The sequence below is a fragment of the Bacillus sp. AR13-1 genome, assembly GCF_008042285.1.
In the GTDB taxonomy this organism is placed as follows: Bacteria; Bacillota; Bacilli; order Bacillales; family Bacillaceae_G; genus Bacillus_A; species Bacillus_A mycoides.
The window spans coordinates 23,439-44,107 of sequence record NZ_QNUA01000037.1 but is presented as its reverse complement, the minus strand read 5'-3'; the positions used below and the strand labels follow the sequence as shown (position 1 = coordinate 44,107).

The 20,669-nt window shown below is 32.3% G+C and carries 23 protein-coding genes and 3 pseudogenes; 21 read left to right on the top strand and 5 right to left on the bottom strand.

Features of this window, described 5'->3' with window-relative positions; genetic code table 11:
* Nucleotides 1-331 precede the first annotated feature (331 nt).
* Entirely contained in the window at nt 332-1,762 is a 1,431-nt protein-coding gene (locus tag DN408_RS23770; protein WP_147740417.1) for an IS4 family transposase, read from the top strand.
* Nucleotides 1,763-1,928: 166 nt separating this feature from the next.
* On the opposite strand, the gene DN408_RS23765 is transcribed toward DN408_RS23770, so the two are convergent.
* Nucleotides 1,929-2,216, bottom strand: coding sequence for a hypothetical protein (locus DN408_RS23765; protein ID WP_002166775.1), 288 nt, complete (start codon nt 2,214-2,216; stop codon nt 1,929-1,931).
* 365 nt (nt 2,217-2,581) lie between these two features.
* Between DN408_RS23765 and DN408_RS23760 the strand changes: the two genes are divergently transcribed.
* From DN408_RS23760 to DN408_RS31625, 4 genes are all read left to right on the top strand, one after another.
* Nucleotides 2,582-2,833, top strand: a complete 252-nt coding sequence (locus DN408_RS23760) for a hypothetical protein (protein ID WP_002139650.1) — start codon at nt 2,582-2,584, stop codon at nt 2,831-2,833.
* Between the two features lie 26 nt (nt 2,834-2,859).
* Complete coding sequence (locus DN408_RS23755; protein ID WP_002139649.1) at nt 2,860-3,996, top strand: homing endonuclease associated repeat-containing protein; 1,137 nt, start codon at nt 2,860-2,862, stop codon at nt 3,994-3,996.
* Entirely contained in the window at nt 3,971-4,204 is a 234-nt protein-coding gene (locus DN408_RS23750; RefSeq protein WP_002139648.1) for a hypothetical protein, read from the top strand. The genes DN408_RS23755 and DN408_RS23750 overlap by 26 nt, the downstream gene beginning before the upstream one ends.
* Before the next feature lie 210 nt (nt 4,205-4,414).
* Nucleotides 4,415-4,582, top strand: a complete 168-nt coding sequence (locus tag DN408_RS31625) for a hypothetical protein (RefSeq protein WP_002139645.1) — start codon at nt 4,415-4,417, stop codon at nt 4,580-4,582.
* A gap of 59 nt (nt 4,583-4,641) precedes the next feature.
* On the opposite strand, the gene DN408_RS23745 is transcribed toward DN408_RS31625, so the two are convergent.
* Complete coding sequence (locus DN408_RS23745; protein WP_002166774.1) at nt 4,642-4,914, bottom strand: HU family DNA-binding protein; 273 nt, start codon at nt 4,912-4,914, stop codon at nt 4,642-4,644.
* A gap of 585 nt (nt 4,915-5,499) precedes the next feature.
* Here DN408_RS23745 and DN408_RS31620 point away from each other — a divergent pair.
* The 5 genes from DN408_RS31620 to DN408_RS23730 all read left to right on the top strand — a co-directional run bounded on the left by DN408_RS31620 (nt 5,500) and on the right by DN408_RS23730 (nt 9,628).
* Nucleotides 5,500-5,640: a hypothetical protein gene (locus DN408_RS31620; protein WP_002166773.1), complete on the top strand. Its 141-nt coding sequence runs from the start codon at nt 5,500-5,502 to the stop codon at nt 5,638-5,640.
* A gap of 89 nt (nt 5,641-5,729) precedes the next feature.
* A complete protein-coding gene (locus DN408_RS23740) occupies nt 5,730-7,343 on the top strand; it encodes a DUF4135 domain-containing protein (protein WP_002166772.1) in 1,614 nt (537 codons plus the stop codon).
* A 67-nt stretch (nt 7,344-7,410) separates the two neighbouring features.
* A complete protein-coding gene (locus DN408_RS23735; RefSeq protein WP_002166771.1) occupies nt 7,411-8,718 on the top strand; it encodes an aminotransferase class I/II-fold pyridoxal phosphate-dependent enzyme in 1,308 nt (435 codons plus the stop codon).
* Nucleotides 8,719-8,853: 135 nt separating this feature from the next.
* Nucleotides 8,854-9,030, top strand: coding sequence for a hypothetical protein (locus tag DN408_RS31615; RefSeq protein WP_002166770.1), 177 nt, complete (start codon nt 8,854-8,856; stop codon nt 9,028-9,030).
* Nucleotides 9,031-9,316: 286 nt separating this feature from the next.
* Nucleotides 9,317-9,628, top strand: a complete 312-nt coding sequence (locus tag DN408_RS23730) for a hypothetical protein (protein ID WP_002166769.1) — start codon at nt 9,317-9,319, stop codon at nt 9,626-9,628.
* Between the two features lie 208 nt (nt 9,629-9,836).
* Here the strand turns inward: DN408_RS23730 and DN408_RS23725 are convergent.
* Nucleotides 9,837-10,100: pseudogene (locus tag DN408_RS23725) on the bottom strand (Tn3 family transposase); the annotation flags it as partial.
* Between DN408_RS23725 and DN408_RS23720 the strand changes: the two are divergent.
* Nucleotides 10,061-10,789: a recombinase family protein gene (locus tag DN408_RS23720; RefSeq protein WP_002166767.1), complete on the top strand. Its 729-nt coding sequence runs from the start codon at nt 10,061-10,063 to the stop codon at nt 10,787-10,789. The pseudogene DN408_RS23725 and the gene DN408_RS23720 overlap by 40 nt on opposite strands.
* 184 nt (nt 10,790-10,973) lie before the next feature.
* Here DN408_RS23720 and DN408_RS23715 read toward each other — a convergent pair whose 3' ends face one another.
* Entirely contained in the window at nt 10,974-11,168 is a 195-nt protein-coding gene (locus DN408_RS23715) for a hypothetical protein (protein WP_033710306.1), read from the bottom strand.
* Between the two features lie 383 nt (nt 11,169-11,551).
* Here DN408_RS23715 and DN408_RS23710 point away from each other — a divergent pair, with 383 nt between their 5' ends.
* The 10 genes and pseudogenes from DN408_RS23710 to DN408_RS23655 all read left to right on the top strand — a co-directional run bounded on the left by DN408_RS23710 (nt 11,552) and on the right by DN408_RS23655 (nt 18,739).
* On the top strand, nt 11,552-12,817 hold the full coding sequence (locus DN408_RS23710; RefSeq protein ID WP_002166978.1) for a Y-family DNA polymerase: 1,266 nt from the start codon (nt 11,552-11,554) through the stop codon (nt 12,815-12,817).
* Nucleotides 12,814-13,155: a YolD-like family protein gene (locus DN408_RS23705; protein ID WP_002166977.1), complete on the top strand. Its 342-nt coding sequence runs from the start codon at nt 12,814-12,816 to the stop codon at nt 13,153-13,155. The genes DN408_RS23710 and DN408_RS23705 overlap by 4 nt, the downstream gene beginning before the upstream one ends.
* A gap of 48 nt (nt 13,156-13,203) precedes the next feature.
* Nucleotides 13,204-13,577: pseudogene (locus DN408_RS23700) on the top strand (hypothetical protein).
* A gap of 150 nt (nt 13,578-13,727) precedes the next feature.
* Complete coding sequence (locus DN408_RS23695) at nt 13,728-14,783, top strand: hypothetical protein (protein WP_002166975.1); 1,056 nt, start codon at nt 13,728-13,730, stop codon at nt 14,781-14,783.
* A gap of 19 nt (nt 14,784-14,802) precedes the next feature.
* Nucleotides 14,803-15,279, top strand: coding sequence for a GIY-YIG nuclease family protein (locus DN408_RS23690; protein WP_002166974.1), 477 nt, complete (start codon nt 14,803-14,805; stop codon nt 15,277-15,279).
* Between the two features lie 543 nt (nt 15,280-15,822).
* Nucleotides 15,823-16,395: a tyrosine-type recombinase/integrase gene (locus tag DN408_RS23675; RefSeq protein WP_002166973.1), complete on the top strand. Its 573-nt coding sequence runs from the start codon at nt 15,823-15,825 to the stop codon at nt 16,393-16,395.
* Nucleotides 16,396-16,486: 91 nt separating this feature from the next.
* Nucleotides 16,487-16,624: a recombinase family protein gene (locus DN408_RS23670; protein WP_082180398.1), complete on the top strand. Its 138-nt coding sequence runs from the start codon at nt 16,487-16,489 to the stop codon at nt 16,622-16,624.
* A 35-nt stretch (nt 16,625-16,659) separates the two neighbouring features.
* A complete protein-coding gene (locus tag DN408_RS23665) occupies nt 16,660-17,229 on the top strand; it encodes a YdeI/OmpD-associated family protein (protein WP_002166972.1) in 570 nt (189 codons plus the stop codon).
* A 16-nt stretch (nt 17,230-17,245) separates the two neighbouring features.
* On the top strand, nt 17,246-18,160 hold the full coding sequence (locus tag DN408_RS23660) for a helix-turn-helix transcriptional regulator (RefSeq protein ID WP_002166971.1): 915 nt from the start codon (nt 17,246-17,248) through the stop codon (nt 18,158-18,160).
* Nucleotides 18,161-18,238: 78 nt separating this feature from the next.
* Nucleotides 18,239-18,739 (top strand): DinB family protein, encoded by a 501-nt coding sequence (locus tag DN408_RS23655; protein WP_002166970.1) that lies wholly within the window; start codon nt 18,239-18,241, stop codon nt 18,737-18,739.
* 357 nt (nt 18,740-19,096) lie between these two features.
* Here DN408_RS23655 and DN408_RS23650 read toward each other — a convergent pair.
* A pseudogene (locus tag DN408_RS23650) lies at nt 19,097-20,526 on the bottom strand (IS4 family transposase).
* Nucleotides 20,527-20,669: the final 143 nt, after the last annotated feature.

Sequence of the window (20,669 nt, the reverse complement as noted above, 5' to 3'; positions counted from 1 at the left end):
CAATATATGTATCATTTAATTATTAGCATAGTATTGCTTTTTGCTATACTATTTTCGTTTTTTGGAAACTATAAAAGTGCTATTTTTAAGTACTCATTTATCTTTATATGTTTAATTAATATGATAATAAATTTCCTTTCTTATTATAAAAAAAGAAATAATTAGTTTTCCATAAAATTAAAAAACACGCTATTCTTTCTTTAAATCATAGGAAAGGATGGCGTTTTTTATGTCTGTTTCTGTGTCTGACGAATTAAAACTATTTGCTCAATAGATTCACAGTTTATTATTTCCAAAGCTATTCTAATCATAGGAAAGGATGGCGTTTTTTATGTCTGTTTCTGTGTCTGACGAATTAAAACTATTTGCTCAAGAGATTCAAAGTTTTTTATCTCCAAATACCTTACGTGATCTTGCTAGAGATGTTGGCTTTGTACAACGAACCAGTAAGTACCAAGCAAAAGATTTAGTAGCTTTATGTGTATGGTTGAGCCAAAATGTAGCTATGACTTCTTTAACTCAGTTATCAAGCTGTTTAGAAGCATCAACAGAAGTACTCATCAGTCCTGAGGGACTGAATCAGCGGTTTAATAAGGCGGCCGTCCAACTTTTACAACACCTACTAGCCGAACTACTAAGCAAAAAATTGGCCGCATCTATGCCGATTTCTTCTCCATACACTTCTGTTTTCAAGCGTATTCGTATTTTAGATTCAACTGCATTTCAACTCCCGGATGTATTTTCATCGATTTATCCAGGTGCAGGAGGATGCAGCCATACAGCTGGGATAAAAATTCAACTTGAGTATGATTTATTAAGTGGACAGTTCCTACATATTCATACAGGTCCAGGTAAACAACATGATCGCACTTACGGCTCTCTGTGTGCACCAACTGTGACAGCGAATGATTTATGTATCCGAGATTTAGGTTATTTTCATTTAAAAGACCTTCAATATATACAAGATAAAGAGGCCTACTATATTTCTCGTATCAAGTCGAATACACGTATGTATCAAAAAAATCCTAACCCTGATTATTTTCAAGATGGAAGAATTAAGAAAGGTACAGAGTATATACAGATAGATATGGAGACGTTAATGAACTCCCTTCAACCAGGACAAACATATGAAATAGCTGATGCTTATGTAGGAATGATTGATAAGGTGCCAGCTCGTGTAATTGTTCATCGATTAACAAAACAACAGCAACAAAAACGATTACAAGATCAAGCTGTAAGAGAAAAAAAGAAAGGAATGAAGTATTCTCCTCGTAGTAAACGACTCAGTGGTATCAATGTATATATGACAAACACCCCTACAGATATTGTCCCGATGGGACAGGTACATGACTGGTATTCTTTGCGTTGGCAAATCGAAATTTTATTTAAAACGTGGAAGTCATTCTTTCAAATTCATCATTGTAAAAAGATAAAACCAGAACGATTGGAGTGCCATTTATATGGTCAATTGATTGCCATTCTACTCTGTTCTTCTATCATGTTTCAAATGCGCCAATTGCTCCTCATAAAGAAAAAACGAGAGCTTAGTGAGTATAAAGCCATATATATGATTAAAGACTATTTTCTTCTTCTATTCCAAACTATACAAAAAAACACCCAAGAGCTATCAAAGGTGTTACTTCGCCTGTTCAATCTCCTACAGCAAAACGGGCGGAAATCTCATCGATATGAGAAAAAAACAGTCTTTGATATATTAGGTGTCATTTACAATTGTACCCTGTCTGATAATCAAGCCGCTTAATTCAAAAAAGTGAAACCCGTTAGGGTTTATTTCGTATGCAAATCTTTCAATCACCTATACTTGCCCTTTAGGAAAAAGAAACAATCTCGTCTAAAATTGACTTTGCATAAGCTAAGCTTGATAGCGATGTGGTGCTACCCCTTAAAGTAATGGTATTAGATATTTTTCATAGCTCTAAATTTTCTTTGCTTATTTTTGCAATATATTTCAAACATTCTACAACTGGATACTGAATCAACGCTTTAGGTTGTGAGAACTTGATTCCCTCTTTTTCAAGAAAATTGACAAGTTGTTCAACAGTCATCTCTTTGCGTTGTATCCTATTGAAATGTTGTACCACAATGCTTTTCCAGTAATAAGATGGACTCTGGAAATAGCCTTCTCCCTGTACTGCATGATTATAAATCATATCCAGCTTTTCTTGTTTCCTCTTCTTTTGTAAATCTCTTTCCATTTGACTCATCTTAATTCACCCATTCTTTAGTGAAAATCTGCATTCCGTCCCCTTTATAATAAAATAGCTTTGTTCTGTGTAGATACCCTTTTGAAATAAGATAGTAAAATTAAGATAGGGGGTACTGTCTAATTATACACGATATACAGTTAATTCCCTTCAAGTTTAAAAATCTAGTCCTAACCGATACGCTGTTTGATGTCTACAGCGTGTATTTTTCCTTTTCAGCAAAAATCAAATTTAGCTTGAGCTTGATGCGCATGTATAGCGATACCTAATTAATTTTTTGAGGAAACAAATACGTAGACGTTTGTCTACGTATTTGTTATTATAAATATAAGAATATAATTAAGGGGGGTATAGGAATGAGAAGTTTAGAAGAAATCGCAATGGAATATGTAGAAATTGAAATGTGTGAAGGAAGTCATAGCAAAAGCAAAGATGAATATGATAATGAATTAGATTTTTATCTTGAAAATGTAACGAATTCAGAGGGTTCTTATGAAACCTACTTAGCTAATAGTCTTTCAAAAGAAGAGTTAGATCACCACGATGTAATTGAAGTATGGAATGCTATCGAAAAAGGAATAAAAGAAGCTGTGGGGAAAAGAAGATAATATTCTTTCATATAGGTGAGTGACGAATGCAATATACAAAAGAAGAGTTAATCTTGATTATTCAGTATAAAGCAAAAGAATTAGGGAAGATTCCAACCAAAAGAGATATTAAACAACAGACGCCAATTAAAAAAATATTTGGGAGTTGGAATAATGCCCTTGCTGCGGCTGGTTTTGAACATCTAAATCAGAGAACTTTTACAGCAGAAGCAATTATCGAGATATTTCATATGTGGATTCGTAAGAATAATAGAATACCGACAACAAATGATTTGAATACAGACAAAACATTGCCAGACTCCAAAGTAATTAAGCGGTATCTTCATATGGGGTATAGAGACTTCATTACTTCATTAGGCTATGAGCCTTTTGACGGGACTGTTTACACACAAAGTGATAAAGAGCTACTACAGTTACTTAAGGATGAGATAATGCGTCTTGGAACGACTAAAAAGAATGTATTTATGATCGAAAGAAATAAGGAAGTAGTGCCATCCGTAACATATTATGAAACTCGTTTTAACATGCGCTGGAATCGTATACTTTTGTTATCTGGTATTTCTAAAGACGAATTATGCGGATTTCACTATACAAGAGAAGAACTCATTCAAATACTACAAGAATTGTATAAAAAATTGGGGGAAGTGCCTTCCCAAAAGAAGCTTGAACAGCTAGGATATAGTCGTCATATCTTTATAAACATGTTTCAGAATTATAATAATGCGTTAATAGCAGCTGGTATTACACCAATTAATAAGACACCCGAGATTGTGAAAGAAACCGATGAAGAATTACTTCAAATGTATGTTAATTATTCTAATTGTTTAGGACAAGCAGCGACATCAAGGCAATTAAATGAATCTCATAATATATATAATGCAGATGTCTTTACTCTACGTTTTGGTGGTATGCTTGAATTGCATAAAAGAGCAGGACTTATTTCAACGTACGGTACTCGCAAAGTTTATACCAAACAAGGATTAGCAGAAAAATTAAAGCATGTATATAGAGTGAATGAGGGACGTATTCCAATACGTCGTTTCAATGAATTTGGATTATGTGCTAGCACACTCCTGCGGTATTTCCAAACAACCAAGATAAACGAAATATGGGAAGAAATAGAGAAGGAGATTAAGCATGACAATCAAAGCTTACGGGAATAGGGAAATCAGCAAAGTAGTTTTCTCAGGAAATCCTACAGCATTATCAGTATGGCTTAAGAAACGAAATGATCGTACGAAAATACTCGCTGCACTTCCAAAAGCGTATGTGGAGCTAGGAACAAGAAAAGGATGGACACAAGAACAGATAGAGAACTGGGCTAAAGAAAATGGCCTAAAATGTGATTGGTCACAAGTAGAGGAATTATAGAGGAGACTAGATCCCACTGAAAAAAATACAAAGCATCGCAACTTTATTTCAAATATATAGTGCACTAATAATTATTATTTTCAAAATTTAACAAATATGATATAATTTATGTTAAGCGATGTTTCTTAAAAGTAAATGGTGGTTCAAGTTAGGGGAAGGGCACTCATACGGGTGCCTTTTTCTTTAGAAATCATTAAAGGAGAGTGCAACATGACTATTATCAACTTGGATGATTTTCGAAAACAAAAAGAAAAACAAGTGGTGACGATACCAATCATTGAACGGATATACAAAGAAGATGGCGAGGTTAAGATTGAAGTATCTGGAGAACGAAAAGTTTCTAAAGCCTGGTTAAACAGACACGATAAGCAAGTATAATATGTCACTAAAGAAAAAGGACCTGATATGAATATCAGATCCTTTTTCACTATGTATAATTATTTCACTACTTCTTTTAATTCTTTTCCGGCTTTAAATGCAGGTGCTTTAGATGCAGCGATTTGCATTTCTTCACCTGTTTGTGGATTACGTCCTGTACGTGCAGATCTTTCACGCACTTCGAATGTACCAAAACCAATAATCTGTACTTTCTCTTCATTTGCAAGAGCGTTTGTTATAGCATCTAATACAGCTTGTGTTGCTGCAGCTGCATCTTTTTGTGTAAGTTCTGCTTTTTCTGCTACCATTTTTGTTAATTCGGTTTTATTCATTTTTTGCACCTCTTTGAATGTAATAAGAGATTATTATAACGTACCCACGTTTCTGATGTAAATTAGATATATAGAAAAAGCCCTAGCAAGAGCTAGGGGCAATTCTGTGTGATAGTAGTAGGGGTTTGTGTAGTAACGGAACAAAAACGGCAATAATATTCCAAATGTGAATTTGAACTAATATTACGATGTTTATGCGAGGCTTTTTCTCTAGCTCGCTTATCTAGAGCTTGTGTTATTTAATAAGTGGGATAGAGCAATAATATAAGAAAGTTATAAGGCATTGAAAGACTTTCTCTATCTTCTTGTTTTATACTAGAAAGAAGGTAAGTTCTACGGAGGGAATCAAAAATTTGTGTAAAAAAGACAATTGGTGATATGCATTTATTGGAGAGTCCAAAGGATTCCAATGTTTATCGACTGTTTATATTAATAGAGGTAACTAAGTCCCTTGCATTTATATGATGAGCTTTTCTTTGGATATCTAAATAATTAACAATAAATCCCAAAAATATTTTGAACAATACACCTAAAAATGTTATTATTATTTTGAATTTTCAGTAAAATAAGAAAGGAGGTGTTCATATGAAAACATCTATACAAGAAAATCAAACTTTTTCACCAAGTGGTGCACATCAACTTGATTTAGCGGAGTTTGTATCTATTGGTCCTGATGGTTGGGAATGTTTCTCTACGGAATGTGGAATTACAGCAAGCTGTGATTGATGGTTAATTTAATTACTTATAAAAATATGTTATCAGCAGATGTAGTAACATCTGCTGATAATTTTTTAGAATAGGGAGTGTATACTAAAATGTTAAAATATGATGTAGAACCACTCAGACGTTTATTACTCGAAAAAATTCTTATCCAACAATTTTCAAGCCTAAAAGATTTACTCCAACAAAATACATCTCCGTATATAACAACCAGTGCACAAGAGCAAATTATACAGCAATTTGCAATACATATGGACTGGATGGTGATCCCAACAATAGCTAAAGAAGTTAATTTTTCTCGACACGAAAGTAATCATACGACAAGAGTATTGAAAAGAGATGGTTATCAACAATTCATATCTAAACATCCTGAGTATATTAAATCTTTATTTAACGATAAATACAATGGACTTTTTAATGATTTGGTTATACGTGCAAATAGAATTATTGAACATATAGCACTATGTCTAAAAAGAATTCAAAATGATTGGCAACAAATATGTAGAAGCTTTTTTTTAAATAAAGAATCATCTATTTCTTCAATAGATATATTTGCAGGTGATCCTCATGCTGGTAAAAATACTGTTATCATTGAATTGACCGATCAAACAGCATTTGTATATAAACCTGTATCTGTTGTGCTTGATAATGTGTTACAAGGTATTATTGAATGGACAAATGGATCTGAAGGCCCCCCATTAAAAACAGTAAATAGCATCGTCAGGAATGGATATGGATATTTTGAATTTATAAAAAATGATTCTAAATGTGTAACCCAAGAAGAAGTAATCAGATTTCATAAATGTTTAGGAAAACATTTAGCACTAGACTGTGCTTTAGGTACTGTAGATGGACATATGGAAAACATAATAGCTGTAAAAGACACCCCTTATCGGGTTGATTTAGAAACAGGTTTTCATACAGTTAATTCTTATCAAAAAGAAAAATTTTCAGCTATTGAACAAACTGGACTTTTAATTAATATTACCAAAATGCCTAGTAATTGGCCTATTGTCTCCGGAATACAAGCTGGAACAATACCTAGACTAAGTTTTTTTGCACCATTTGTTATTAATGATGGTACAGATAATATGGAAGTCCAATATAGACGTAACAGTAGAGGTAAAGTAACTAATCGAATTTACTTTATGAATAGTTTAGTGCATCCAGAAGATTATATAGATGATATAACAGATGGATTTAATATGATGTATAAATGGATAACTACAAACAAAGAAGAACTTTTTAAATTAGTAGAGGAAAGAGTATTCAAATCTCAAGCGATTTCTCGCCATTTATTCCGTGCTACAGCTTTTTATTCATTATTAACTCGTCGGTTATTTCTACCTGAAGTTAGGCAAACAGGAAACCTTAGAGACCAATTACAAGATGCCACAAACCTTTTAGAAAACCCAAAAAGCAAACTAGAACCATTAAAAGAAGAGTTTAAATTATTTCATGAATTTCGGGATATATTAAATTTTGATATTCCGTATTTCTATAGACCTCTTGAAACTAATAACATATGTGCAAGTGACGGAAACACATTTCACAATTTCTTTGATTCCAACATTTTAGATGATCTGAGAACTCGTCTAGAAATTTTCGAACTCTCACTTAAAGATAATCATAAAGCAATCATAGAATGTCTTTCCAGTACAAAAAATAACAAAAGCAATTCATATTCATCAAATAATCCAGTGTATTAATAGTCAGTTATAAAAAAATAAAAAATGATATAATAATTAAAAGTAGAAAATTTGGGGTGGGAAAATTATGCACTTATTAGCTAATCAATTAAATGAACAGATTCAACATGAAAATCCATATATATATGCAATGCTTTCAGATTTAGGAAAACAAATATATTATCCCAAAGAGGGGATCCTGAGTCAATCTGCTGAAGCTAAACAAAAAGCTAATAAATATAACGCTACTATAGGAATTGCTTTAGAAAATAACGAACCAATGCATTTAAAAGTAATTCAAGATACACTATCTTCATACTCTCCCAAAGATATCTATGATTATGCACCACCTGCCGGGAAAGCAGAATTGAGAACATCATGGCGTAAAAAAATGTTTGAAGAAAACCCATCACTTAGAGAGAAAAAAATTGGAAATCCAATCGTCACTAATGCACTTACTCATGGCCTAAGCATTACCGCTGATTTATTTGTGGACGAAGGCGATAGTGTAATTATACCTGATAAAAATTGGGAAAATTACGAATTAACTTTTGGAATACGTAGAAAATGTGAAATTATTAATTATCAATTTTATAATGAAAATGGAAAATTTAATGTCGCTGGACTTTACCAAGCAATTATAAAGCAAAAACACAAAGGTAAAGCGATTGTTATATTAAATTTTCCGAATAATCCAACAGGGTATACTCCTGATATAGAAGAAGGTAAAGAAATTACAGCCGCTCTTAAAGATGCAGCCGAAAACGGAATTAATGTTGTAGTTATCACAGATGATGCATACTTTGGGCTATTTTTTGAAGATACATTACATGAATCACTTTTTGGAGCCTTATGTAATCTTCATCCACGTCTATTTCCTATAAAAATAGACGGAGCCACAAAAGAAGAATATATATGGGGGTTCCGTGTTGGATTTATTACGTATGCTTCGGAAAGTAATATACTATTAAATGCATTAGAACAAAAAACAATGGGAATCATTCGATCAACTATTTCCAGTGGACCACATCCATCGCAAACGTTTGTACTACATGCGTTAAATTCACCACAATTTCATGAGCAAAAAAAAGAAAAATTTAATATTATGAAAAGACGGGCTTGGCTTGTGAAAAATTCACTTGACAGTGGAAATTACAACGACGAATGGGAATGTTACCCATTTAATTCCGGGTATTTCATGTGCTTAAAATTAAAAACTGTTGATGCTGAATCCCTTCGAACTCATTTACTTAATCATTATGGTATCGGAACAATTGCACTGGGTAAAACTGATTTACGTGTCGCCTTTTCTTGTATCGAAGAGGAAAATATTGAAGACTTATTTTATCTGATTTATCAGGGAATCAAAGATATAAAACAAAGAATATCTCAATAAAATGTTGTTTTATTCCATTCTTCAATTATAAAAGTACACCTATTTAGCAGGAAATAGAGTATCTATAAAAAATATATAATTAAAAGCTTCATATCTAAATTAATTAAAATAATAGAATAGGGAAGGATTCGTATTATGATAGAATTACAAAAAATTGAGGAATTTAATGATGAACAAAAAAAGTTTATATTATACAGCATAATTAGTTATATAAATGTTTATAGTAAAGTGGCAACAAAAGAACAGTTAGAATTTATAGAAGATTTATTTCAACTTATAAAAGAAGACATGCAGACAATAATTAGTAATTAAAATTCTAGATTTCACTTAAATAAATATAGGATAACACCAATTCGCTATCAAGCTAAGGTTGGTAAAGGTCAGATTCAGACGGTAAATCTTTTTTATAAACAGTACGACTTTATTTCAAAGCTACAGGGAATACTTAGTCGAAACTTAGAATTAGACGGCTATAATGAAGAGTTGAATATCGCCTTTGAGTATCATGACATCCAACATTATAATTATGATCCTTTCTTTATTAAAATCATTGAAATTTTAATAAACGCAAAGCTTTAGAGTTATATAAAGAGGAACTATGCCGACAAAAGAGAATAAAACTAGTGTCATCCTTTATCACCGCTACACAACTAACGAATCACTGGCTGAATACATTTATATTTTTAATTGTTTAGAGGAATTGAAAATTACTGTACAAGTTTCTTTAAAAGATATACCTTTTAATAATTTTTATAAAAGTTCAACTGTACTAGACGAACTCAGAGAAATAGAAAAAGAAAGAGGAGGGAACTTACTATCTGCTTTCTACGTCAACAGTAAAACTCCGCTAAAATGGCATATTCAAAAGGCATATTTGGGAGGCAAGGCCAAACAATATAAAGAATGGTAGCTGATTTTAGGAATGTAATAAAGAGAAAAAATATGGTTAATTAGTTAAATAAGGTTCAATCAAACAATCAAATTTTGTTATAAAGATGAGCATGTTTTAGTCAAACTTTTTTTCAAAACATGCTCTTTATACATGTCTTCATATTAAGGTTATTAGTAAAAATTGAATTAAACTTTCTTTTAAAGCTACATCAAACCTCATATATATTTTATTTCTCTTCTATTTTTATCAATGGACGTAAAGCTCCGTTTTCAACTTCTTCTGGTAAGTGAAACGAATACCTTCTTACAATATTTATATGTTCATGTCCCACTGGGGAGAGTCTTTGTATGTCCTCTTTATCAATTTCTACACCATTTTCTCGTATAGCATCAAGAGCTGCTGTCATATATCGGGTATTCCATACGACAATGGCATTAACAATAAGACCTAATGCTCCTAACTGATCTTCTTGTCCTTCACGGTAACATTGTAGAAAGCTTTTCAAGGTTAGGGAGAAGTACCAAAGACTTAATCGAATTAGTTGAGTATTTTGAACAAAAAGGTGTAAAACTTATCAGTCTCAAAGAAAACTTTGATACGAATACACCACAAGGGAAACTAATGTTAATTGTATTTCAAGCATTCAGTCAATTTGAACGAGATTTAATCGTACAACGGACGAAAGAAGGAATAGAAAGTGCTAGAGCCAGAGGAAGAAAAGGTGGCCGTCCAAGAATAAAAGAAAAATATATAGAAAAAGCCTTAAACCTATATGCTTCTAAAGAATATAGTATTAGTGAAATTGTTGCCATGTCTGGAATTAGTCAAGCAACGTTATATCGATACATAAGAGAAAAAGGAATAAATGAAAAAGAAAAACAGAGTGCTGAAAAAGAAAAAACAGCTGAAATTAGAATGTGGCTTAGAGTAGAAAATAATAGCAAATTTGTCAGGGGAAAGAGTAAGGTACGGAAAAAAGTGGAGCAATATCTAAGATATCATTTTAATATGGAAGTGAATTCATCTGGTGAATATGTATTTTACGTTCCCTACAAAGATGTCGATGATTTAACAAAGCAGGTTGAAGATATTATTTGCGAGATTGCAAGTGATGCTGATAGAAGAAATTGCTTTATTGAGGCGAATACTTATTGTGATGAATTAGACTTGTATTTGTAAAGCTGTAAGGGGTTTGGAGTGCTATTGCCGTTTTTGTTCCGTTACTACACAAACTCCTAGTACCAAGGAAACTAATCTCAGCATACAGTCAACATTTAGATATTTATATTAATAAATATAAAACGGTGTTTCAGAGTATATGTTTGTTGCTGCATATTCTAAATTTAATAATATCCTTCCAAACTCATTTCATTTTAGAAGGATATTTCCAATCTTTTTCTGTTCCTGCTTTTGGAGTAGAATTAGACGTTTTTTGAGGAAGGGTTTGTTTCTCTATCTTATCCAATCGCTCTTCTACTTTTTCTATTGCCTCTTTTGTTTCTTTCAGCTCTAATTTAATTTCCGTCAACAAACGCAATATAGCGTCTCCTTTTGTCATTTTCAAAGCCAACCACCCCTTCATATATTCGTTCAAAAGAGTTTATATAGTTAGCATTTTACCATATCGACCTTAATACAAAAAACAAGTATTGATGCCACAAAGAAAAGACACTCTCCTTTGAGTGTCTTTTCTCCAACTTGAACCATCTTAATTCTAATAACATCCACTTCTTCTTACAATTACAAATATATCAGCTATCTTTCAAATCACATTCATTTTACCATATTTCTCTATAAAAATTTTTGAGAAATATGATATATAACTATTTTAAATTAAAATCTAGCAAAAAACGAACGTATTTTCGTAAAATAGGTTGAATATTTGGGTTGAATAGGAATATAATAAGAACAAACGTTCTTATATTTTAGGGAGGAATCACAGTGTATGACTATTCAATCCTACCGAATAGGATCATCTTATGTGTTGATTTACGAAGTTTTTACGCTTCAGTAAGCTGCATCAAAATGGGATTAGACCCAATGCATACAAAATTGGCTGTAGTAGGTGATGTGAATAGAAATGGTTCAATCGTGCTAGCTGCAACCCCTCCATTAAAAGCATTGGGTGTAAAGAAGATGGCAAGATTATACGAGATTCCTCGTAGAAAAGACATTCTTGTGGTAAATCCAATTATGAGCACTTATATAAAATGCTCCAATTACATAACAAAATTAGCTTTGCAATACGTTCCTATTGAGGATTTTCACCAATACAGCATCGATGAATTTTTTATGGATATTACTGATAGCATCCATTTATTCGCCCAAGATCCATACGAATTCGCTATGAAATTCAAACGTGAAATATACGATCATACACGAGTTGAATGTACCATCGGAATTGCTCCTAACCCATTAATGAGTAAGGTTGCTTTAGACATTGAAGCTAAGAAGAACAAAAACGGGATTGCTTTTTGGAAGTACGAGGATGTACCTACAAAACTAGGGAGCATACGACCCCTTAATAAATTTTGGGGCATATCATATAAAACAGAAGAAAAGTTAAATAGAAAGGGAATATACTCTATTGGTGATTTAGCCAATTATCCCCTTAAATACTTAAAACAGAGTTTCGGCAAGATTGGAGAAGAATTACACTTACATAGCCACGGAATCGACTTTAGTCGCATTTCAGAAAAATATGTTCCAGCCACAACTTCTGTTGGGAAAAGCCAAATTTTAATGCGTGACTACACAATAGAAGAATTCCCGATTATTCTACTGGAGCATATAGAAGAAGTTTGTTATCGGCTTAGAAGACAAAACAAACTTGCTCAAACCGTTCATTTTTCTGTAGGTTATAGCAAGAGTTATACAGGTGGTATTAGAAAAACACATACTTTAAACCGCCCAACAAATCTAACGATGGATATTTATCATATCTGTACATACTTCTTACATCAACAATATACTGGCGAACCCATTCGCAGCATAAACATATCCTTAACAAACCTACTTCAAGAAGGGGAAGAACAAATTTCTCTTTTTGATAATGTCACGAAACGAGAACAAGAAGTGAAGTTAACAAAAGTAATGGATGAAATACGCACAAGGTTTGGGAAGAACAGTATTTTACGAGGGATTTCCTACACGCATAGCGCTACAGCTAGACACAGAAATACACTAATTGGAGGACACAAATCATGATTAATGCTAATATGCCAAAAGGAAGAGGAATGGTGAAATTCACTCCGTTTGCAGCAATGCCTGAACAGTTTGTTGGTATTCGTGAAATCATCAAGGAGAAAAACAAAGTAACTCGGCCGATCTTAACCGCTGAAGAAAAAGAACTGATCGAGAACATGTTGTTATGTTCCTTATTATCTGAAGAAGAAATACTAATTACATATTATGAAGATGGTTATTTACTCTCTAGCTATATGACTGTTGTTGGTATTGACCAGCAAAATAGTGCTGTCATATGTACCGATGCTTTTCGTAATAAGATGACACTACGATTTTCTAATATAATAGACGTAAAATAGAATAGATTTAAGTGATCAGATTTGAATTGTTATAAAGGAGTGTATAAAATGCAAGGGAATCAGCTAAGAAGGAATACAGCAAGAACAGTTATTCATAACGATATAAATAACTATCCCCATTTAAATATACCTATGATTATTAATGAAAAAAACGGAATGATTTACGAGGTTTTAAACGTTGGTTTTCATAATAATGATGCGGTAGGAATGATAACAACGGACGGTTTCGCTACAACTAGGATAAATACACCAATCGTATCAATAAAAAACAATGATGGTAGCATTCAAGCATGTCACTACCTTTAGAATTGGAATATTGGGTACTTTCATGTATGCGTGCTGCTTCAACAGGAAAAAATCCGTTTCCATGTAAAGTTGCTTTTGGAATCATTGACACTAAATTTCATGTGGAATTCAGATGAAAAAGGAGCAATATTAGAATGCTCTACACCAATTCGTCCAACAACATCTTCCGATAGATGAAGAGCAGTATTTCAATTTAAATATGATAGTATTACACTTAGTATGAGCCTTATATTTTATTATATTGTACTAATCATGGGGGTATGTATATGCGTAAATTATTCAGTGGAAAACGTGTACTAGAAAGGGAAACAAACGAAGGTTCATCCTATTTTGTAGTACCAGAAGAGAAATTTCAGAAGTATGTGGTGCTATGGGGATATTTAATCCCACACGGAGTTTTCAATCAGCCTAATAAATGGGTAAATACGTATACGATCAACCCATTGGATAGATATGTTTTAGTAACAGAATTCAATCCTGAAGAGTATGAATATATGATTTACGAAGAAACAAGGGTTGCTAGAAAATTGCATAAAATATTAGAGCCTTATGGAATAGATATTAATAATGAATTTGAAGAGTTCGTAAAATTAAAAGAGATTCCAAAAGCAGCTATAAGCAAAGTGAAGGACTGTTTATTAGAAAAAGAGTGTATGAATGAATATCCAGAAGACTTTCCAGTAGTAGACGGCTATGAATATATAATTGAGGGACAGAAAACGAAACTTTTTGTTGAAACTGAAACTTATCATAATGATGACACACTATATGACCAAACAGGGAATTTTAATCATAGTTATATCGTTGAAACTTATCGTAAGACAGTTACAAATGGATTTATTTATGTGTTTAAAACGCATGACAATGAATGGTATCAATATTATGCAGCAGACGCTAGTAAAGACTGTTGGATAATGAAAGAAGTTTATGATGATGAGTTAGAAAATTTACCAATTTCATCTTATGAGCTAATTGAAACAGAGAAACGTGAGATTCCGGAAGAAGAATTAATGCCTAATATTAGCTGGAAAGAATTAATAGATCCGAATAATGAATGTGATTTCTATTACTCTGATAAAATGTTTGCAATGAGTTTCTTAGCAAATGAGGGAAGATATAATGTAGTGAACATTAATGGGGAATGGAAAAGATATAGTGAAATGGTTTTTAAAGGAGAAGCACCATTTTCCAAATGGTATGATTTAGTATTTATTGGGACGGCTAAACAAGGGGCAACTGAAGGAAAACAATTTACCCAAGAAGAAATGATGCAATTTGCAGTATATATGCGAGAAAAGAGAGAGAAGTCATCATTGCATTAATCAAAAGGAGTGTACGAATATGGACTTTTTGTACTTATTACCATTTATTCTTATAGTATTTATTATTTTAATCTTTTTATTTCAAGTTCGTCAGCAAAAAAAAATTAGAGAACAAATTTTCGGATTAGCTAATAATACTTTAGAGTTAACGACTAAGGAATTTTTAGAAATGAGAAATAAAAGTTTCGGTGGAAAAGGGAGAGCATTGTATTCTAATAATTATAACTTCGCAGGAGTGTATATATTACATAATAAATCTAAAGATTTATATTATGTGGGACAAGGAAAGCAGGTTTTAAATCGAGTGAACAATCATTTCACTGGAAAGGGTAATGGAGATGTTTATGCAGATTACAAATACGGAGATTATTGGACAATCAAGATGATAGCTCTTGAAAAAAGTGGTTTTAATACTTTGAATGAATTAGAAAGGTATGCAATTGAAACCTACAATTCTTATAAAAGAGGCTATAATAAAACCAGAGGAAATAAATAATATGTTTTAATTAATCTGGTTCATGGTAAACAACAACTAATCTACAAACAAGCAATCTCTACACTTACTATGTAAAACATACCGGGCTTATGTAAAAATTTCTCAATATTATTACTATGTAAACTATAATATAAGTAATTCTTTTTATTATTATATGTTTGTTCTTTCTTGTTGTAGAATCCTTATTATAAGGATTCTATTTTTTTTGCATTAAATTTCTACAAATAAAAAAAGATAAGATCGGAGAATACGATCTTATCTTCAGCACAAGGAGTAAACATAAGTGATAACCATCATATTTTTATTATACTTTAATTTTTGTTAATTTTGAATATTAAAACCATAATTCACAAGTATATCTATATTGAGAAATTTATTACAAAATTAGCTATAAATGATTCAAAATCCGAATGTAAACTTTCTCACAAAAGTTTACATTCGTTTCCCCTTAAACATTGACTTTCATCTAATTTCATTGATATTATAAAAACGGACAAAAAAGTATACATTCAAATCATTGAAAATAGAGGAATTGAAAAACAGATGGATAAAAAGCAACATTTAATTGATGTACAACCAATTCGGAGCATAGAACAGATCGAAGATATGAAATGGTCTCTTAAACGTCATTGTTCAGATCGTGATTATATTTTATTCCTACTTGGGATTAATACTGGATTACGTGTAAGTGACTTACTTAAAATGGAAACGAATGATATTTTAAAATTAAAGCGAAAAAAGCGGAAAGAATTTAAAGTTAAAGAAGGAAAAACAAAAAAGGAACGTATCATAAATATTACATCTATTTTTGAGGAAGTACTTCCATACGCTGAAGATCTAAAAAGTACCTGGTTATTTCCTTCTCGAAAAGGTGATAAACCCATTAGTAAAATCCAGGCTTATCGACAGTTACAAAAAGCCGGGGATTTTGCCGGAGTCGAATCTTTAGGTACCCATACCATGCGTAAAACATTTGGATATTGGTTTTACAAGCAAACAAAGGATATTGCTATGTTACAAGAAATATTGAATCATAGTACACCACAAATTACACTAAGATACATTGGAATTAATAAAGAAGAAAAAGATAATGTACTTGATACATTCCGAATCTAATTTGAATTTGGGTGTTTTTGCCCATCCTCCGAAAAAGGGGAATAAAACAAAATGTAATAAAGCTATTCTATCTCTATGGCTTCTTCAATGAATGGACATTGTTTTTGAAGAGGAAATTTCTGGAGTAACAAAGGATCGCGAACAACTCAAAAAAGTGCTAGCAGATTTACGAGAAGATGATACCATTTATGTTACCGATATAACAAATTTATTAAACAGTTATATTTAGGACATATATTCATTTTAGAAAGGATAATTTTAAAAATGGAAATAGAGAATTTACTTAGAGTTACGACAAGGTGGGAATTAAGAGATTGGCTTGAGGAAAATTCAAAAACAGAAAAATTTTGTTGGGTGATAGTAAGTATAACTGAACAATCAGAAGTGATTCAGTATTTAGATGCAGTTGAAGAGGCACTATGTTTTGGTTGGATTGATGGCATAAAGAAGAAAATATCAGATACTGAACTTGCTCAAAGGCTTTCCCCAAGAAAGAAAAACAGTAATTGGACAGAATTAAATAAGGAAAGAGTAAGGAGATTATATCAATTAGGTTTGATGAAAGAAGAAGGACTGAGAGTTCTTCCTGATATGCGACCTGAATCTTTTACTATAGATGCAGATATTGAAACTCGTCTGAAAGAAGATGACCAATCATATCAAAACTTTATTAATTTTCCTGATCTATACAAAAGGATTAGAATTGATACGATACAAAGTTATAGAAATGAACCTAATATTTTTAATAAAAGATTGGATAAGTTTATTGAAAATACCAGAGAAAATAAAATGTACGGTCAATGGAATGACAATGGTCGCTTAGTCAATTATTAAGGGAAGGAAATGAGAATTGAAATTAGAACGTTTGATATCAATCATATTCAAGCTCTTAAATAATGAAATTTTGTCAGCTTCTAGTTTAGCTGATGAATTTCAAGTATCACCACGGACAATTTATAGAGACATCGAAGCTATTTGTGCTGCTGGAATACCAGTTGTTTCTTACCAAGGGACTAACGGGGGATTCGGTATAATAAAGGGATACAAATTTGATAAAAGCTTAATGGGTTCTTATGACATTCTGAATATAATTACAGTATTAAGTAGTTTATCGAATATCTTTAAAGATACAGAAATTGAACATACGATAGATAGACTAAAAGTACTGGATACAAACAGTAATAATAAGTCTTTATTGGTTGACTTGGAAAGCCATAGAACAGAACCCAATTCATTAATGAATCTGCGAAAAGCTATACATGAAAAAAAGGTAATACACTTTAATTATGTAAGTAATAAAAATGAATTTACATCTCGTGAAGTAGAACCTATTCACCTTCATTATAAGTTCCGTAACTGGTATATGTATGGTTATTGTAGAGAACGTCAGAATTATAGAGAATTTAGATTATCACGTATGATGGATGTAACTCTGACACAAGAAAAGTTTCTACAACATCACGAAATTAAAGATGAAGCATTTTATTCGAACCGTAATCTGGTGGGGTTTGAGGATGTAGTAATCTGGGTGAGTCCTAATTCCTTAGCAGAAGTATTAGATCAATTCCAGAATTCTTCAAAAACCATTAACGATGACGGAAGTATGACAATTACAATTTGTGTTTATCAGCCTCTACAGGCTGGATGGCTTAAATCGATTCTTTTAAGCTTTGGTAGCGGTGCTAAAATTGTAAAACCGATGGAACTGCAATCAATTTTAATAGATGAGGCCAAAAAATTAATAAAAGCTTATGAAGATATATGACAAGCTGCTGTCATATATCTTTTTTTATAATCTAGATATCAACTTTTAAAAAAACAGAACTAAAGGAGTAGATGTTAAATGAACCATGCAAAAAATATGTATAAGTACCATCTTTGGGCTAATAAGGTGTTACTAGAAAGAATAAAAGAATTACCAAGCAATGTCCTATATAAAGAGGCTAATAGTTCATATCCAAATATTGCTCAAACGTTTAGCCATATCTATGTAGTAGATGTTATGTGGTTACAAGTACTTAAAGGAATTGGTATGCAAGAAGCGTTGGAAGCTTCTATGGCATTATTAGAAAAGACTAATTTATATTCTGTAGATGAATTTATTAAGTCTTTCGAAGAACTAGCTTCACAGTATGAAGAATGGATGAATAGCCAAAAAGATTTAGAACAAAAAATTAATTTGAATAATCCTTGGTCAGGTGCTAGAGAGACTGCATACTCAGAAATTTTATTTCACGTTACTAACCATGGTACCTATCATCGAGGTAACATAACAACCATGCTAAGACAACAGGGGCACGCTTCAACAATGAATGACCTAGCTTTATATTGGTATCAGAGTTAGGGCAAAAAGTACTTGTAAATTAATGATGGTTCATATGAGAATCTAATAAAATATTCATCTGTTTTCTATAATAAATGTCCTTCAATTAAACTAACGGGGGCATTAGCTTAATAAACCAAATTTAAAAAATCGGCTCCTTTACGTAAAGGAATCGATTTTTTTTGCTACAGTTTTCTTAACGCTGTAAATCCGCATTTTCCTAACATTACTCCTGGTAGGGGTAACGCCACATCGCTATCAAGCTAAGCTCATACAACATCAATTATAGTAGAGATTGTTTCTTTTTTCTAAAGGCTACGTGTAGGGAGTTTAAAGATTTGCATACGAAATAAACCCTAATGGGTTTTATTTTTTGATTTAAGCCGCTTGATTATCAGACATGTTCCAATTGTAAACGACACCTAATATATCAAAGACTGTTTTCTTCTCATACCTATGAGATTTTCGCCCGTTTTGCTGTAGGAGATTGAACAGGCGAAGTAACACCTTTGATAGCTCTTGGGTGTCTTTCTGTATAGCTTGGAAAAGAAGGAGAAAGTAATCTTTAATCATATATATGGCCTTATATTCACTCAGTTCTCGTTTCTTTTTTATAAGAAGTAATTGCCGCATTTGAAACATGGTAGAAGAACAGAGTATAATGGCAATCAATTGCCCATACAAATGACATTCCAATAGTTCTCGTTTTATCTTTTTACAATGATGAATATGAAAGAATGATTTCCACGTTTTAAATAAAATCTCGATTTGCCAACGTAAAGAATACCAATCATGTACTTGTCCCATCGGGACAATATCTGTAGGAGTATTTGTCATATATACATTGATACCGCTAAGTCGTTTACTACGAGCAGAATACTTCATTCCTTTCTTTTTTCTCTTACAGTTTGATCTTGTAATCGTTTTTGTTGTTGTTCTTTTATTAGTCGATGAACAATCACACGAGTAGGGACTTTATCAGTCATTCCTACATAAGCGTTGGATATTTCACATGTTTGTCCTGGTTGAAGAGAGTTCATTAAAACCTCCATATCTATCTGGATATACTCTGTACCTTTCTTGATTCTGCCATCTTGAAAATAAGCAGGGTTAGGATTTTTTTGATAAATACGTGTATTCGATTTGATACGTGAGATATAATAAGCCTTTTTATCTTGTATATGTTGAAGATCTTTCAAATGAAAATAACCTAAATCTCGGATACATAAATCATTCGCTATTACAGTTGGGACACACAGGGAACCGTAGGTTCGATCATGTTGTTTACCTGGACCTGTATGAATATGAAGGAATTGTCCACTTAATAAATCATACTCAAGCTGAATCTTTACTCCGGCTGTATGGCTGCATCCTCCTGCACCTGGATAAACGAATGAAAAGGGATCTGGAAGTTGAAATGCAGTTGAATCTAGGATACGAATACGCTTGAAAATAGAAGTGTATGGAGAAGAGAGCTGCTTAGCTGAAGATAACTTTTGGTTGAGAAGTTTGGCTAATACTTTCTGTAGAAACTGCACAGCTGCAGCGTTAAATCGCTGATTTAGTCCTTCGGGACTGATGAGCACTTCTGTTGATGCTTCTAAACAACTACATAACTGGGCTAAAGACGTTTTTGCTACACTTTGGCTTATCCATACACATAAAGCTATTAAATCTTGTGCTCGATACTTACTTGCTCGCTGTACAAACCCAACATCTCTAGCTAGATTCTGTAAGGTATTTGGGGATAAAAGACTCTGAATCTCCTGTGCGAATAGTTGTAGTTCGTCAGATACAGAAATAGACATACAAAAAACGCCATCCTTTCCTATGATTCTACAGAAAGAATAACGTATTTTTTATTTTGAGGGTATTTCTTTTTGCTATCAAACTACCTTTTTTTATTAAAGATTGAATCCATAAAAAAGGAAACACTAACTAACATAATGCA